This window comes from Corallococcus sp. CA054B (assembly GCF_003611625.1).
Lineage (GTDB): Bacteria > Myxococcota > Myxococcia > Myxococcales > Myxococcaceae > Corallococcus > Corallococcus coralloides.
Genome location: NZ_RAVY01000237.1, coordinates 1 through 13,689, shown reverse-complemented (window position 1 = coordinate 13,689; position 13,689 = coordinate 1). Strand labels below are relative to the sequence as shown.

The following is a 13,689-nucleotide window of genomic DNA, read 5'->3' as shown; positions in this document are numbered from 1 at the left end:
CCGAAGGAAGGATCCGTCTTGAAGACCCCAGCACCCGAAGCCTCACCCCCAGGACGTACGCCCCGCCCGCCGAAGAAGTCTGCTGCCGCCGTCAAGTGCGCGTCGCTGTCGCTCGTCGCGGCACTGGCGGCGGGGTGTCCGGGGGCCCAGATCCGGCCCGAGGCGTTCACCTGCCCGGCTGGGGCAGAAGAGGCCATGCGGGAGCAACTTCACTGGATGGACGGAGACAGATTCTCCATCCAACTCGATGACAGCCAGGCGGATTTCTATTTTGCGTGGTTCACCCCTGGCGCGAGGGTGGTGGGGGTCGTCCCGGAAGGCGTCAACAATGACCGGCAACGTGCGATCGCCCCTCGTGGAACACACTTCTACGGCAAGGCCTATTACCTCTCCGACAAGATGGGGCGTGTGGATGGACCCGCACTCGTCATCCGGTATGACCGCGTGAAGCTCCCGGGGCAGGAGGAGTACCCCATCTGCGTCGTGGTTGAGACCACTGCCGAAGAGTTCAAGGACGGCAGGGTGAAGGCGTCAAATAGAGCTGGCGGGCACGTTGTGGGCCGCTGGCCCTGAGCGGGCCCGTTGAGCCACAGCGCTCAGTGCTGCGTGCGCGGCTGGAGCGCCTGCACCTGGCGCACCTGCTGGCGGCTGTTGAGCGGCAGGGCCGGCAGCGTGAGCTGATCCAACTCCCGCGGGCCGATGAGCTGCACCACGTCCTTGCGGAAGAGCAGGTCCAGCGTCCAGCCCATGGCCACGCGCACCTTCGTCTCCAGCTTCGGCAGCTTGAACAGGTAGACGGTGCGCCAGAGCACCCACGCGAAGGTGCCGGAGAACTTCAGCCCCAGGATGCGCGCCACGCCCGAGCGCTGGCCAATCGTGGCCAGCTGCCCCAGCATCTTGTATCGGAACGCCTTCCCCGGCTGACCCTTCAGCGCCGCGCTCACGTTGCCCGCCACCGTCACGCCCTGGCGAAGCGCGTGCTGCGCGGTGGGCGGGCAGGGCTTCCCTCCATGGGTCACGTCCGGCACCGACGCGCAGTCGCCCAGCGCCCACACGCCCGGGAAGCCGGGCACCTCCATGCGCTCGTTCACCTTGAGCCGCCCGCGCTCCATCTCGCATGGCAGCGTGCACAGCAGGGACGGCGGCGTGACGCCCGCGGTCCACACCACCGTCTTGGTGGGCACCACCGTGCCGTCCGGCATCTCCACGCCCGCCTCCGTCACGTCCTTCACGTGGACGCCGGTGCGCACCTCCACGCCGTGCTCGATGAGCTTCTGGCGCGCGTACGCGCCCAGGTCCTCGCCCAGCTCCGGCAGCACCTCCTTGCCGCCGTGCACCAGCATCACGCGCACGTTGGCGTGCTGGATGTTGGGATAGAAGGGCAGGGCGCCGTGGATGAAGTCGTTGATGGCGCCCGCCGCCTCCACGCCCGCGAAGCCGCCGCCCACCACCACGAAGGTGACGATGGCGTTGCGTGTGCCCATGGTGATGCAGTCCGCGTCCGCTTCCTCCAGCCGGTCGACCAGGCAGTTGCGCAGGAGCATCGCGTCGCCCAGCGTCTTCATGGTCAGGGAGTAGTCGCGGGGGCCCGGCTTGCCGAAGAAGTTCGTCTCCGAGCCCATGGCCATCACCAGGTAGTCGTACTCCAGCGTGTGGCTGTGGCCGTCCAGCCCGCCGTGCGCCACCGTGACGCGCTTCGACTCCAGGTCCAGCCCGCTGACGTCACCCTCCACGAACGTCAGGCGCGGCATCAGCTTGCGCAGCGAGATGACGATGGCGGTCGCGTTCAGGTCGCTCGCCGCCACTTCATGGAGCATGGGCGTGAAGAGGAAGAAGTTGTCGCGGCTGACGAGCGTCACCTCCACGTCGTCCCGCTTCCCCAGCTGCCGCTCCAGGTGCAGCGCCGCGTACATCCCGGCGAAGCCGCCCCCCAGGATGAGCACCCGCTTGCGCGGCGCTGGCGCGCCCACGCAGAGCCCTTTCGACTGCTTGTCCGCTCCCATGCCCGCCTCCTCACGGCGCGAAGAACACCCATCCAATGTCGGGGCACTCCTTCGCGTCCGCATCCCGGGCAGGCGGGGGCCTGTGGGGCCGCTCGTCTCACGGGTGGTTCGGGTGCATCCGGTGCCGCCACGTCGTGCGCTGCGAGGTGAAGCGGGGGTTCTCGAAGAGCTTGATGAGCACCATGCCCGCCACGAACCCTCCGATGTGCGCCCACACGGCAACGCCGCCGGACACCTCCGGCCGCAGCGTCATCAGCTGCGGCAGGCCGGTGATGACCTGGAGCACGAACCACCACGCCAGCACGGCCCACGCGGGGATGGGGAAGACGCGGATGAGGATGAAGATGATGAACAGCATGTTCACCCGCACGCGCGGGTAGAGCACCAGGTACGCGCCCAGCACGCCCGCGATGGCGCCGGACGCGCCCACCGTGGGCACCGGCGACGTGGGGTCCACCGCCACGTGCGCCGCCGCCGCCACCAGTCCGCACACCAGGTAGAAGACGAGGAAGCGCAAGCGCCCCATGCTGTCCTCGATGTTGTTTCCGAAGACCCAGAAGAACAGCACGTTGCCCAGCAGGTGCCCCCAGCTGCCGTGCAGGAACATGGACGTGAGCGGCGTGAGGCGGTTGATGGCCTCGTTGTCCACCACGCACGCCAGCCCGTCCCCCAGCGGCACCGCCTGCCCCAGCGGCGCTCGGCCGGTGAGCTCCCCGGGCACCAGGCCCAGCTCGCAGATGCTGGTGGCCAGCGCCACCACGTTGAAGCCCGCGCCCTGGAGGAACACCCAGGTGAGGCCAATGGCCCCGAGCAGGAGGTACGTCATCACCGGAGTACGCAGGGTCGGGTTGTCGTCGCTGATGGGAATCATGTCCGCCCGCCAGCATGGCCCCGCCACCGGCCCCCCGGACGGCTTCGTGCGCACGGATGTGCGGCGCCGGACGCATCACCGGAAGGCGGCCGGGCTCTAGCCAAATGAAGGTTGCCTCCTGGGGGTGACCCTCTCCCGGAAGGGCCTGGACTTGGCTTCCAGGCCCGCACCGGGCGAAATTCCGCAGCCGTCTTCCCTTTCATGGAGTCCGGAGCAATGAATCCCTCGAAATCATCCCGCGCCTCGGCGCTGCTCGTGGTGTCCGTCCTGGCCCTCGCCTTCAGCGGCTGCGCCGCGCGCCGCCAGCAGTCGTACCTGGAGGACAAGGCCATGGGGCACATCTACCGCAAGCCCATCGCGGAGGTGTGGCCGGCGGCCCTGGCCCTGATCAAGGAGAAGGGCTTCTCCGTGACGAACACGCAGACCGGCTTCGAGACCACGACGGAGTGGCTGATGACCAGCGCCCCCTCCTCGCTGGGCACCTCCTACGCGCGCTACCTGGTGCGCGGCTATGAGCGGGGGCCCGGCCAGTGCGCCGTGGAGTACCGCCGCCAGGACCGCTCCGAGTCCCGCGCCGCCGACAGCACCGACGGGCGCGCGAATGAGCAGCGGGAGGGCGTGAACGGCGCGGGCGCCTCCCAGATGCGGCGCGACTCCGAGCTGGAGTGGGAGCTGCTCCAGAAGGTGGACCCCGAGGCCGCCGCCGCCCTCAAGGCCGAGGCGAAGAAGATCGAGTAGTCCGCCGCACCGCTTCCGGGGCCGCCGCCCGCGTCAGTCGCGCAGCGGCAGCTCCACGGTGAGGCCGTCGAAGGCCACCTCCACCGGCCCCTTGAACGCCTCACGCGCCTGCGTGAGCAGCCGTCCGGGGTCGGTGTCGTGGCGGCTGGACAGGTGGGTGAGGATGAGCCGCTTCGCTCCCGCCTCCCGAGCCACCTGGGCCGCCTCCCGCGCGGTGGAGTGCCGCGTCTCCAGCGCGCGCGTCTGCTCGTCGTCGGAGAAGGTGGACTCGTGCACCAGCAGGTCCGCGTCCTTCGCCGCCTGCACCAGCGCCGGACACGGCCGCGTGTCGCCGGAGATGACCAGCCGCCGCCCGGACCGGGACTCGCCCAGCACGTCCTCCGGCTTCACCACGCGCCCGTCCGGCAGCGTGACGGACTCGCCCTTCTGCAGCTTGCCGAAGGACGGCCCCTCCGGCACGCCCAGCTCCCGCGCCTTCTCCAGGTGGAATCTCCCCGGACGGCCGTCCTCCGCCAGCACGTAGCCCAGCGCGTGGATGCGGTGGTCCACGCCCACCGCCTGCACGGTGTAGCCATTGCGGCGCACCGTGTCCCCGTCCTTCAGTTCGTGGATCTCCACCGGGAAGGCCAGCGACTCCAGCCCCAGGTGCACGGCCTGGTGCAGCAGCCGGCGCGCGGGAGGAGGCCCATACAGGTGCATGGGCGCGGTGCGGCCCATCATCCCCAGCGTGCGCAGGAAGCCGATGATTCCCAGGTAGTGGTCGGCGTGGAAGTGCGTGAAGAACGCCGCGTCCACGGTGAAGCCCGTGCCGAAGCGCACCATCTGCCGCTGGGTGCCCTCGCCACAGTCGAAGAGGAGCAGGTCCGCGTCCGCCTTCACCGCCAGGCCGGAGAGGCCGCGATGCAGCGTGGGCTGTGCGGCGGAGGTGCCGAGGAAGGTGAGCCTCAGTAGGGACATGCCAGCGCTTCCCACGTCGAGAGTGGCCTCCTCGCACGCGCGGAGTCCGTCCCGCGGCGCGCGTTCCCGGGGCATTTACCAGGGTGCGAGGGGGCGTGCTATGCAGCCGGCCCTTTCGGACCCGCCCCCATGCCTGATTCCCTGACGGTCGGCCCCACGGCCGACCCCCGCCGAGTGAAAGCCCAGGACGGCCGCCTGCTCACCGTTCCTGACGGCTGGGCCCTCCTTCCCCCCGGCGACGCCGGCCTCACCCGCCGCGTGAAGGCCGCCGGCCCCTCCTGGACCGTGGTGGAGAAGGTGGGCCGCAAGCTCTTCTCCCGGGGCGTGTGGGCGCCAGAGGCCCACATCGTCCACGCCAAGGCCGCCCTGGAGGACGAGCGCGCCACCCCCGCCTACGCGAAGAAGCTGGCCCAGGGCCGCGAGCGCCGCGCCAGGGAACAGGCCGAGTACGAGGTCGACTTCGCCAACGCCGTCCTGCGCTTCCTCGCCTTCAGCCCCGCGTGGCTCCCCCACGCCAAGCGCCTGGCCGTGATGGTCGCCGGCCACGCCACCCCCGTGGGCAGCGGCACCGTGGCCCGCACGGAGCGCATCCCCATTGAAAGGCGCGCGGAGGCCGCCGTCATCGCCTGGATGCGCCACCAGACCACCGGCTACGACGACATGCGCATCCAGCGCGTGAAGGGCGCCCGCCGCGAGGTGCGCCGCGAGCTGGCGGAGGTGTCCCGCGCCATCCTGGACCTGCACCGCCGGGACGCCCCCCACGCCCCGCCCGCGTGTCCGCTCTGCTCCGCACTCCTGCGCCCTCCGCCGACACGCCCCTCGGATTCCTGACCCGGCGTTCAGCAACGACTGTTCTATTTCTGACCGGCGGGTTAGGAATGCGTCCGCCATGCCCCGCCATGCCGACCCCAAAGCCCGCAGCGCGCTCATCGCGTCCGCGCGGGCGGAGTTCGCGAAGCGGGGCGTGAAGGGCGCGCGCATCAGCGACATCACCGCCGCCAGCGGCCTGTCCAAGGGCGCCTTCTACCTGCACTTCCCCTCGAAGGAGGCCCTCTTCGCGGCGCTGGTGGAGGGCTTCCTGGAGGAGCTGGAGCGGCTGGCCACGAAGCGCATGTCCTGCACGGAGCGCTTCCGCGCCGACCACAGCGGCCTGCCGGGCCCCGGGGACGTCGCCACGCGCTCGGAGCGCTACCGCGACTTCCTGCGCATGGAGGCCGCGCTCGACGTGGAGATGCTGGAGCTCATGTGGGAGCAGCGTGAGTTGGTCACCGCGCTCATCGTGGGCAGCCAGGGCACCTCCTTCGAGTCCGTCATGTGGGACGTGGTGGACCGCGAGGTGGAGCGCATCGCCCGGGAGTTCCACCACCTGCGCGGCCAGCATCCGGACACCCCGGACGTGGACCCCAGCCTCTTCGGCTCCTTCATCGTGGGCACCTATCTGCTGCTGGCCCGGCGCATGGGGCGGCTGACGCAGAAGCCGGACCTGGCCTCCTGGGCCGTGGGCCTCCAGCGTCTGATGCACGAAGGCTCGCTGCCCCGCGAGGCCGTGCCCGCGACGCCCGCCGCCCTCGCGCGTCCCTCTTCACCGCCTTCCACGCGCCGGCGCCACGCCCGCGCGGACCACCCGCACCGCCCGCCAAGGAAACGCCCGTGAAACCGTCCACGAAGCCCTCCGCCTCCCGCGCCCTCACCGCCCTGGGAATGGCCGCCGCGCTCTCGCTCTCCGGTTGCGACAAGGCGGATGCCGCGTCCGCGCCGCCCGCCGCCGCGGCCCCCGGCCAGGAAAAGCCGGCGCCGGCCGTGAAGGTCGTCTCCGCGCGCGGCGTGCAGGCCTCGCAGTCGGAGGAGGTGACGGGCACGCTGTACCCGGCCCAGGGCCTCCAGGTCGGCTTCGAGGTGGGCGGCCGCCTGGAGACGGTGCGCATCCACAAGGGGCAGGCCGTGAAGAAGGGCGACACGCTCGCCCAGCTCAACTCCGAAATCGCGGACGCGCAGGTGGCCGGCGCGGAGGCCGCCGTCGCCGCCGCGGAGGCCGCCGCCTCCATGGCGCGGGACGCGGCCGAGCGCACGGAGAAGCTCAGCACCGGCGGTGGCGTCAGCGACCAGCAGCACAAGAACGCCGTGGCCGCCGCCGCGCAGGCCCAGGCGCAGGTGATGGCCGCGAAGGCGCAGCTGGCGCAGGCCCGCGCGTCGCGCCGCCGGCACGACCTGAAGGCCCCCTTCGCGGGCACGCTCATCGAGTCCCCTGACCAGGCGGGCGCCACGGTGGGGCCGGGCTCGCCCCTCTTCACCCTGGAGCAGCTGGACACGCTCATCTTCCGCACCACCGTGGCGGAGGGCGCGCGCGCGCTGCTCAAGCCCGGCACGAAGGTGCGGGTGGCGGCGCTGGGCAACGGCGCGTCCACCGAGGAGGCCGTGGTGCGCACCATCCTGCCCTCCGCGGACCCCACCACCCGCCGCATCCCGGTGGAGATCGCCGTGCCCAACGCGGACGGCCGCTTCGTGGCCCACACCCTGGCGCGCGCCATGCTGAAGCTGGGGGAGACGCAGGAGGCGCAGCTGCTCCCCACGACGGCGCTGTCCTCCTCCAACGGGGACCACGTCCTCGTCGTCAGTGACGGCTCGCTCCAGCGCGTGGACGTGCAGGTGCTGGAGCGCCGCGACCGCGAGGTGGTGGTGCGCGCCGCGGCCGTCCTCCAGCAGGTGGTGGACTTCCCCACGCCCTCCCTGACCCCCGGCACCCGCGTCTCCGTGAAGTAGCCGCAAGCCGCCCCCTTTCGCCGCATGCGCGGCGTGCGTGAGCTCTTCCCATGATTCTCAGTGAAGTCTCCATCCGACGGCCGGTGTTCACGGCCATGGTGTCCCTGCTGCTCATCGTGCTGGGCGTGATGGGCCTCAACCGCCTGGGCACCGACCTCTACCCGGACGTCAGCTTCCCCATCGTGGTGGTCAACACCCTCTACAAAGGCGCGGGCCCGGGCGAAATCGAGACCCAGGTCATCAAGCCCCTGGAGGACGCGGTCGCCGGCATCAGCGGCGTGGATAAAATCCACTCCTTCAGCCGTGAGAACGTGGGCACCGTGGTGGTGTCCTTCACGCTGGGCACCTCCCTGGACACCGCCGTCCAGGACGTGCGCGACAAGGTGGGCCAGGCCGTCAACAAGCTGCCCTCGGACGCGGACGCGCCCATCGTCAGCCGCGTGGACCTGTCCGCCGCGCCCATCCTCACCTACGCGGTGTCCGCGGACATGACGTCCCAGACGCTGCGCAAGTTGCTGGATGACCGCATCAAGCCCGCGCTCGCGCAGCTGCCCGGCGTGGCGGAGGTGCGCATCACCGGCGGCGACACGCGTGAGGTTCAAGTCGACATCGACCTGGACAAGGCCCGCGCGGTGGGCATCGCGCCGTCGCAGGTGTCCCAGCGCATCGCCATGGAGAACCTCAACCTGCCCGCGGGCCGTCTGCGGGTGGGGCCCAACGAGCTGACCGTGCGCTCCATGGGCGAGTTCCGCAGCGTGGAGGAGCTGCGAAAGCTGCCCATCGCCCGGAGCAGCACTGGCGCCCAGGTGCGCCTGGAGGAGATCGCCACCGTCACGGACGGCGTCGCCGAGCGCCGCACCACCGCGCGCCTCAACGCCCGCGACGCCGTGGTGCTGGAAATCGTGAAGCAGCCGGGCTCCAACACGGTGAGCGTCAGCGACGCGGTGAAGAAGACGCTCGCGGACATGACGCCGGTGGTGGGGCAGGGCTTCAAGGCCACGCTCCTCATCGACCAGTCGGACCTCATCCGCGCCAACACCCACGAGGTGTGGGTCGCCCTCATCTTCGGCGGCCTGATGGCGGTCCTCATCATCCTGATGTTCCTGTTGGACCCGCGCGGCACGTTCATCTCCGCGCTCGCGCTGCCCACGTCCGTCATCGGCACGTTCTTCGTCATGTACGTGCTGGGCTACTCGCTCAACCAGATGACGCTCTTGTCGCTGTCGCTGGCCATCGGTCTGCTCATTGATGACGCGGTGGTGGTGCGCGAGGCCATCACCCACCGGCTGGAGCAGGGCGAGGAGCCCATGAGCGCCGCGTACAACGGCACCAAGGACGTGGGCCTGGCGGTGCTCGCGACGACGCTGGCCCTGGTGGCGGTGTTCATCCCCGTGGCCTTCATGCCCGGCATCGTGGGTCAGTTCTTCAAGCAGTTCGGCATCACCATCTCCGTGGCGGTGCTCATCTCGCTGTTCATCTCCTTCACGCTGGACCCCATGCTGTCCGCGCGCTTCGCCAAGGCGCACAAGCCGGGGGAGCAGCGGCAGGAGCCCGCCGTCTTCCGCGCGCTGCGCCGCGTCCTGGAGGCCACCGAGTCCTCGTACTCGCGCATCCTGGGCTGGGTGCTGCGCCACAAGTGGACCACCGCGGGCCTCACCGTGCTGGCGCTGGTGCTGTCCTTCGGCGCCGCCAGCCGCCTGGGCGTGGAGTTCATGAGCGCGGAGGACCGCTCACAGCTCCTGGTCGAATTGCAGCTGCCGGACTCCACCAACCTGTCGCAGACCACGGAGCGCGCCGCGGAGGCGGAGGTGCTCCTCAAGACGCTCCCCGAGGTCACGGACATCTACACCACCGTCGGCCCCAACGGAGACGTCTACAAGGCGCGCATGCGCGTGCTCACGGTGGGCAAGGACCAGCGCACCAAGAGCATCGGCACCCTCAAGGAGGAGGTCCGCGCGCTGCTGGTCCCCAACCTGGTCTCCACCGCCGTCACCCTGTCGGACCCGCCGACCATCGAGGGCCTGGGGGACTGGTACCCCATCATGGTGCGCGTGGTGGGCCCGGACCTGAAGCGCATCAACGAGGAGGCCGAGCGCGTCGCCAGCATCCTGCGCACCCTGGGCACCTCCGACGTGCGCGTGGACTCCAACCCCGCCAAGCCGGAGCTCCAGATTCAAATCGACCGCGCCCGCGCCGCGGACATGGACCTGTCCGCCGGGGCGCTCGCCGCGCAGCTGCGGCTGGCCATTGACGGTGACGTGACGGCCAAGCTGCGCGAGGGCACGGACGAGACGGACATCCGCGTGCGCCTGCGCGAAGAGGACCGCGCCACGCCGGAGCGCGTGCGCCAGCTGATGGTCGTGTCGCCCCACGGCCTGCACCAGGTGACGGACGTGGCCGAGGTGTCGCTCAAGGACGGCCCCAGCGTCATCGAGCACGAGAACCGCGAGCGCCAGGTGGCCGTCGTCTCCCAGCTGGCCAAGGGCGCCGCGCTGGGTGACGTGGCCACGAAGCTCAAGGCCGCCATCGCGGAGAAGCCGCTGCCGCCCGGCTACGCCATCGTCTACGACGGCCAGATGAAGAGCCTGGATGAGCAGAACAGCGCGTTCGGCATGGCGTTCCTGCTGGCCTTCGTCTTCATCTACATGGTGCTGGCCAGCCAGTTCGAGTCCTTCAAGCACCCCTTCACCATCATGGTGTCGCTGCCGCTGGCGCTCGTGGGCGCGCTCCTGGGGCTCGTCGTCACGAACTACCACCTCAGCATGGGCGCGATGATTGGCGTCATCCTGCTGATGGGCCTCGTCACGAAGAACGCCATCCTCCTCATCGACGGCGCGCTCCACCACCTGCGCGAAGGCGACTCCGTGGACGAGGCCCTGCTCAAGGCCGGCCCGCGCCGCCTGCGCCCCATCCTCATGACGAGCGCGGCCATGGCCATTGGCATGGTGCCCACCGCCGTGGGCACGGGCACCGGCTCCGAGTTCCGCGCCCCCATGGCCATCTCCGTCATTGGCGGCGTCATCACCTCCACCTTCCTCACGCTGCTGGTGGTGCCGGTGGTGTTCGCGGCGATGGAGAAGCTGTCCTTCCGCAAGAAGCAGCCCCGCGCGCAGGGCCCGCACTCCGCGCTCCCCGCGGACGCGCCCGCGGCGCACGACCGCGCGGCCTGAGGCCTCACGGCCAGAAACAAGAAGGCGCGGGTGACGGTGCCGTCACCCGCGCCTTTCATTTGAAACAAGGGGGATGAAACAAATCCCGGGTGGGCGTCTTCCGCTTCGGGCCGCCGGCTCCGGGCCTTGCCGGAGACGGGGCGTTCGCGGGCGTCCTGCCCGGGAGGACAGCTCTAGCGAGCGGCCGAGAAGCCTTCGCCGTTCAGCAGGCGCACGCGCGCCTTGGCGAGCTGGTTCTGCGCTTCCTCCAGCGACACACAATCCACGGTGATGTCGTCGTTGGGGGATGCTTCCGACGCCACGCGGGCCGTCTGCAGGCGCGCGATGGTGGAGTCCGACACGTGCGCGCACATCGCGCAGCCATTCTTGCGCCCGTGGTCGACGATCTCGGAGAACAGCTTCGCGGATTCCGGCTCCAGCGGGCGCAGACCCCGCATGTCGGCCAGAACCAGGTGCCGCCCTCCGCCGTAGCTGTCCGTGGCCTTCTTGTAGACGGCCACGTACTCCTTCATTTCGTTCGGCCGCATGAAACCGCTCATGCGGGCAGTGATGGTCCGACGGCTGACATCGTTGGTGACTTCGAACATAGGTGCGCCCTCCCTCGCAGGATCAAAGCCTAACAGACGTCTTTCGGACTTTCACCAGCCCCCCCGTCATTCCCGGCGGGGTGTAAGGTTTGAAAGGAATTGCGTGTTATTCCTTCTCGGTAGGTTGTAAAAATGAAGAAGCCCGGCCCGCGTGAGCGGAACCGGGCTTCAGTGCTCTGGGTTTGACCCGGAGCGGGTTGAGATCAACCCACTGCGCGGACGTTCTGCGCCTGCAGGCCCTTGGGGCCGCGCGTCACCTCGAACTCCACCTTCTGACCTTCCTGCAAGGTGCGGAAGCCGTCCATGTTGATGGCGCTGTGGTGGCAGAACACGTCCTCACCACCGCCGTCCTGAGTGATGAAGCCAAAGCCCTTCGCATCGTTGAACCACTTCACCGTACCAGTAGCCATGAATCGTCTTCTCTTTGTTGGTGGGGCGCGGCACCCACCGCCCGGGAGCGGCCGGTCCTCTCGAAATGTGAGGGCCTGAGTGCGAACAACAGTCTGCCCGGCGGGGAGGGGTGGGTGGAAGCCCCCTTGCTGAGCAGCCAACAGTTCGCGGGGTAGTCACCCTTCCCACCCATTGCTGGCACAGGCAGGCGGGCGTGGAGCCTGGGCCGCTCCAGCGCCTGGGTCTGGAGGCGTGGCTACCGTTCCTTCGCAAGGCCACGACGGCCGGGAGAGGAGTCACGTCATGTACGAGGTCCGAGGCCCCGATACCCTGCTGCCCCCCGTTCCTCCGCGCGCGGAGGGCACCGTGCGCCGCGAGTGGCGCCGGATGCGGGACCACAGCGCGGCGGCGGGCATCCTGTCGCGTCCCTTGTTCGGCCGGCTGCCGCTGCGCCGTTGGGTGTCGCAGGATTTGCACTCGGTGCTGGACTACGTGGGCGGCGCGGCGCTGGTGGCGGTGGGGAATGCATCCGGTGACAGCAGGGCGAAGGCGGCCGGCTGGGCGCTGGGCGGTGCCGCGGTGGGCGTGTCGCTGTTCACGGACTACCGGCTGAGCCTCACGAAGCTCATCCCCATCGAGGCGCACGAGCTGGCGGACTACGCCTATGGCCTGGGCGCGGTGCTGGCGCCCTTCGTGCTGGGGTACGCGAAGCGCTCGCCGGTGGCGGCGGCGCTGCACGTGCTGTTGGGCGTGAAGGTGCTGGCCGCGTCGCTCGTCACGGACTACCGCTGCCAGACGGGCATGCACCTGGGCGGAGAGCTGGCCACGGACCCCGAAGGCATCGGGGCCTGAAGTCTCAGGGCTGGAGCTTGAGCAGGAAGCCATCCTGCAGCGGCCGTGACGGTTCGTCCTCTGGGACGGACCGGTTGAAGCCGCCGGCGAGCAGCACGCCTCCGGCGGCGTCCACGCTCAAGGCCCGGGCCTGGGCCACGGTGCCGGGGCTCGCGAACCCGCGCACCCAGAGCGACGTGCCCTCTTCCGGCAACAGCTTCGCGACATACAGGCCCGGCGGCAGGCTTCCCCCGCCCAGGGCGAGACCGCCGTCGTGGCCGCCCGCCACCGTCAGCTGGCCCGCGTCGTCGGTGGCCACCATCGGCGCGCCGGTGGGGAAGGTGCGCGCCCACTGCTGGCCGCCGTCCGCGTCGTAGGCCAGGAGGAAGCCGTCGCGCGAGTCCGCGCGGTGGAAGGTCTTCTGGAAGTACAGCCGGCCGCTGAAGCCGCCACCCACGAAGACGCGGTCCGCTCCCACGGCCACGGACACCGCGGTGCCATCCGTGCCGCGCACGTCATGACTCCAGACGTGGTCGCCGTCCCGGGTGAGCTTCACCACGAAGGGCGTGTGCTGGCGCACGGTGACGAAGGTCGCGTCGCCAAACGATACCGCCCCCGCGTAGCCGCCCACCACGTGCACGTCGCCAAAGACATCCACCGCCACCGCTCGCGCGGAGACCTCGCCCTCGCCTGAAGGCATCCACACGCGGCTCCAGCGCTGCTCACCCTTGGGGCCCACGCTCAACGCGAAGCCCGCATGTCTGCCGTGGGGCGTGCGCTTCAATCCCTCTCCCAGGTCGCGCGCGCCGGCGAAGTCCCCCACCAGCACCGCGCCCCCGTGGTGGTCGGACGTGACGCCGTTCACCGCCACCGGGCCTTCACCCGGCAGCGAGCGCACCCAGTCCAGCGCGCCGCCGCCGTCCAGCCGGGCCAGGAACGGCCCCTCCGGCAGCGTGGCGCCGTCGCGGGTGAAGCCCGCGGACATGCCCGTGAGGAAGATGTTGTCGGAGGCGTCCACCGCCAGGCCGCCCACGCGGGCCCGCGCCTCGCGCCCGGGCGTCCAGCCCCGCGCCCACTTCAGCGCGCCTTCCGACGAATACCGCGCCACCAGCAGATGTGGTGCCACGACGTTGCGATTGAAGGGCAGGGGCCCCGCCCCCAGGTCGATGGGTTCTTGATAGGTCGCCGCCACCAGGACGTCCCCGTTGGAGGTCACCACCGCGTGCGGAGCCTGTGGGTCCCCAACCATCAGGGTCCGCGACCACACGTGTGCCTCCACGCCCTCTGGCGCTCCCTGTCCACCCATCTCGCCGAGCACCGGGATGCGCGGTGCCGTGGCCCGGGCTTCCTCGCACCCCACGAGAAAGAGCCCCCCCACGCAC

At 70.3% G+C, this 13,689-nt stretch carries 12 protein-coding genes and 1 pseudogene; 7 read left to right on the top strand and 6 right to left on the bottom strand.

Annotation, left to right across the window (positions count from 1 at the left end):
- Positions 1 to 573: pseudogene (locus tag D7V80_RS36090) on the top strand (serine/threonine protein kinase); the annotation flags it as partial.
- Positions 574 to 596: 23 nt separating this feature from the next.
- On the opposite strand, the gene D7V80_RS36085 reads toward D7V80_RS36090, so the two are convergent.
- The gene (locus D7V80_RS36085) at positions 597 to 2,003 is read right to left on the bottom strand and encodes an NAD(P)/FAD-dependent oxidoreductase (RefSeq protein WP_158616755.1); all 1,407 of its coding nucleotides are present in this window, start codon (positions 2,001 to 2,003) and stop codon (positions 597 to 599) included.
- A 97-nt stretch (positions 2,004 to 2,100) separates the two neighbouring features.
- Positions 2,101 to 2,874 carry a rhomboid family intramembrane serine protease gene (locus D7V80_RS36080; protein ID WP_120592410.1) on the bottom strand — a complete coding sequence of 258 codons (774 nt, stop codon included), beginning with the start codon at positions 2,872 to 2,874 and terminating at the stop codon, positions 2,101 to 2,103.
- 216 nt (positions 2,875 to 3,090) lie between these two features.
- On the opposite strand from D7V80_RS36080, the gene D7V80_RS36075 reads away from it, so the two are divergent.
- Positions 3,091 to 3,612 carry a hypothetical protein gene (locus D7V80_RS36075; protein ID WP_120592409.1) on the top strand — a complete coding sequence of 174 codons (522 nt, stop codon included), beginning with the start codon at positions 3,091 to 3,093 and terminating at the stop codon, positions 3,610 to 3,612.
- Between the two features lie 33 nt (positions 3,613 to 3,645).
- Here D7V80_RS36075 and rnz read toward each other — a convergent pair whose 3' ends face one another.
- The gene (rnz, locus tag D7V80_RS36070; RefSeq protein WP_120592408.1) at positions 3,646 to 4,569 is read right to left on the bottom strand and encodes a ribonuclease Z; all 924 of its coding nucleotides are present in this window, start codon (positions 4,567 to 4,569) and stop codon (positions 3,646 to 3,648) included.
- A 129-nt stretch (positions 4,570 to 4,698) separates the two neighbouring features.
- Between rnz and D7V80_RS36065 the strand changes: the two genes are divergently transcribed.
- From D7V80_RS36065 to D7V80_RS36050, 4 genes are read left to right on the top strand one after another with little or no spacing between them, the layout of a single operon-like run.
- Complete coding sequence (locus D7V80_RS36065; protein WP_120592407.1) at positions 4,699 to 5,400, top strand: DUF2293 domain-containing protein; 702 nt, start codon at positions 4,699 to 4,701, stop codon at positions 5,398 to 5,400.
- 58 nt (positions 5,401 to 5,458) lie between these two features.
- Positions 5,459 to 6,223: a TetR/AcrR family transcriptional regulator gene (locus D7V80_RS36060; RefSeq protein ID WP_120592406.1), complete on the top strand. Its 765-nt coding sequence runs from the start codon at positions 5,459 to 5,461 to the stop codon at positions 6,221 to 6,223.
- The gene (locus D7V80_RS36055) at positions 6,220 to 7,329 is read left to right on the top strand and encodes an efflux RND transporter periplasmic adaptor subunit (protein ID WP_120592405.1); all 1,110 of its coding nucleotides are present in this window, start codon (positions 6,220 to 6,222) and stop codon (positions 7,327 to 7,329) included. The genes D7V80_RS36060 and D7V80_RS36055 overlap by 4 nt, the downstream gene beginning before the upstream one ends.
- Before the next feature lie 50 nt (positions 7,330 to 7,379).
- Complete coding sequence (locus tag D7V80_RS36050) at positions 7,380 to 10,499, top strand: efflux RND transporter permease subunit (RefSeq protein ID WP_120592404.1); 3,120 nt, start codon at positions 7,380 to 7,382, stop codon at positions 10,497 to 10,499.
- 173 nt (positions 10,500 to 10,672) lie between these two features.
- Here the strand turns inward: D7V80_RS36050 and D7V80_RS36045 are convergent, their stop codons facing one another.
- Together D7V80_RS36045 and D7V80_RS36040 are read right to left on the bottom strand one after the other, a co-directional pair.
- Positions 10,673 to 11,026 carry a hypothetical protein gene (locus D7V80_RS36045; protein WP_223739411.1) on the bottom strand — a complete coding sequence of 118 codons (354 nt, stop codon included), beginning with the start codon at positions 11,024 to 11,026 and terminating at the stop codon, positions 10,673 to 10,675.
- Positions 11,027 to 11,289: 263 nt separating this feature from the next.
- Positions 11,290 to 11,496: a cold-shock protein gene (locus D7V80_RS36040; protein WP_014393434.1), complete on the bottom strand. Its 207-nt coding sequence runs from the start codon at positions 11,494 to 11,496 to the stop codon at positions 11,290 to 11,292.
- A gap of 283 nt (positions 11,497 to 11,779) precedes the next feature.
- Here D7V80_RS36040 and D7V80_RS36035 point away from each other — a divergent pair, with 283 nt between their 5' ends.
- A complete protein-coding gene (locus tag D7V80_RS36035) occupies positions 11,780 to 12,328 on the top strand; it encodes a hypothetical protein (RefSeq protein WP_120592403.1) in 549 nt (182 codons plus the stop codon).
- Positions 12,329 to 12,332: 4 nt separating this feature from the next.
- Here the strand turns inward: D7V80_RS36035 and D7V80_RS36030 are convergent.
- Positions 12,333 to 13,689: hypothetical protein (locus D7V80_RS36030; RefSeq protein WP_233585979.1), on the bottom strand; the 1,357-nt coding region annotated here is incomplete at its 5' end.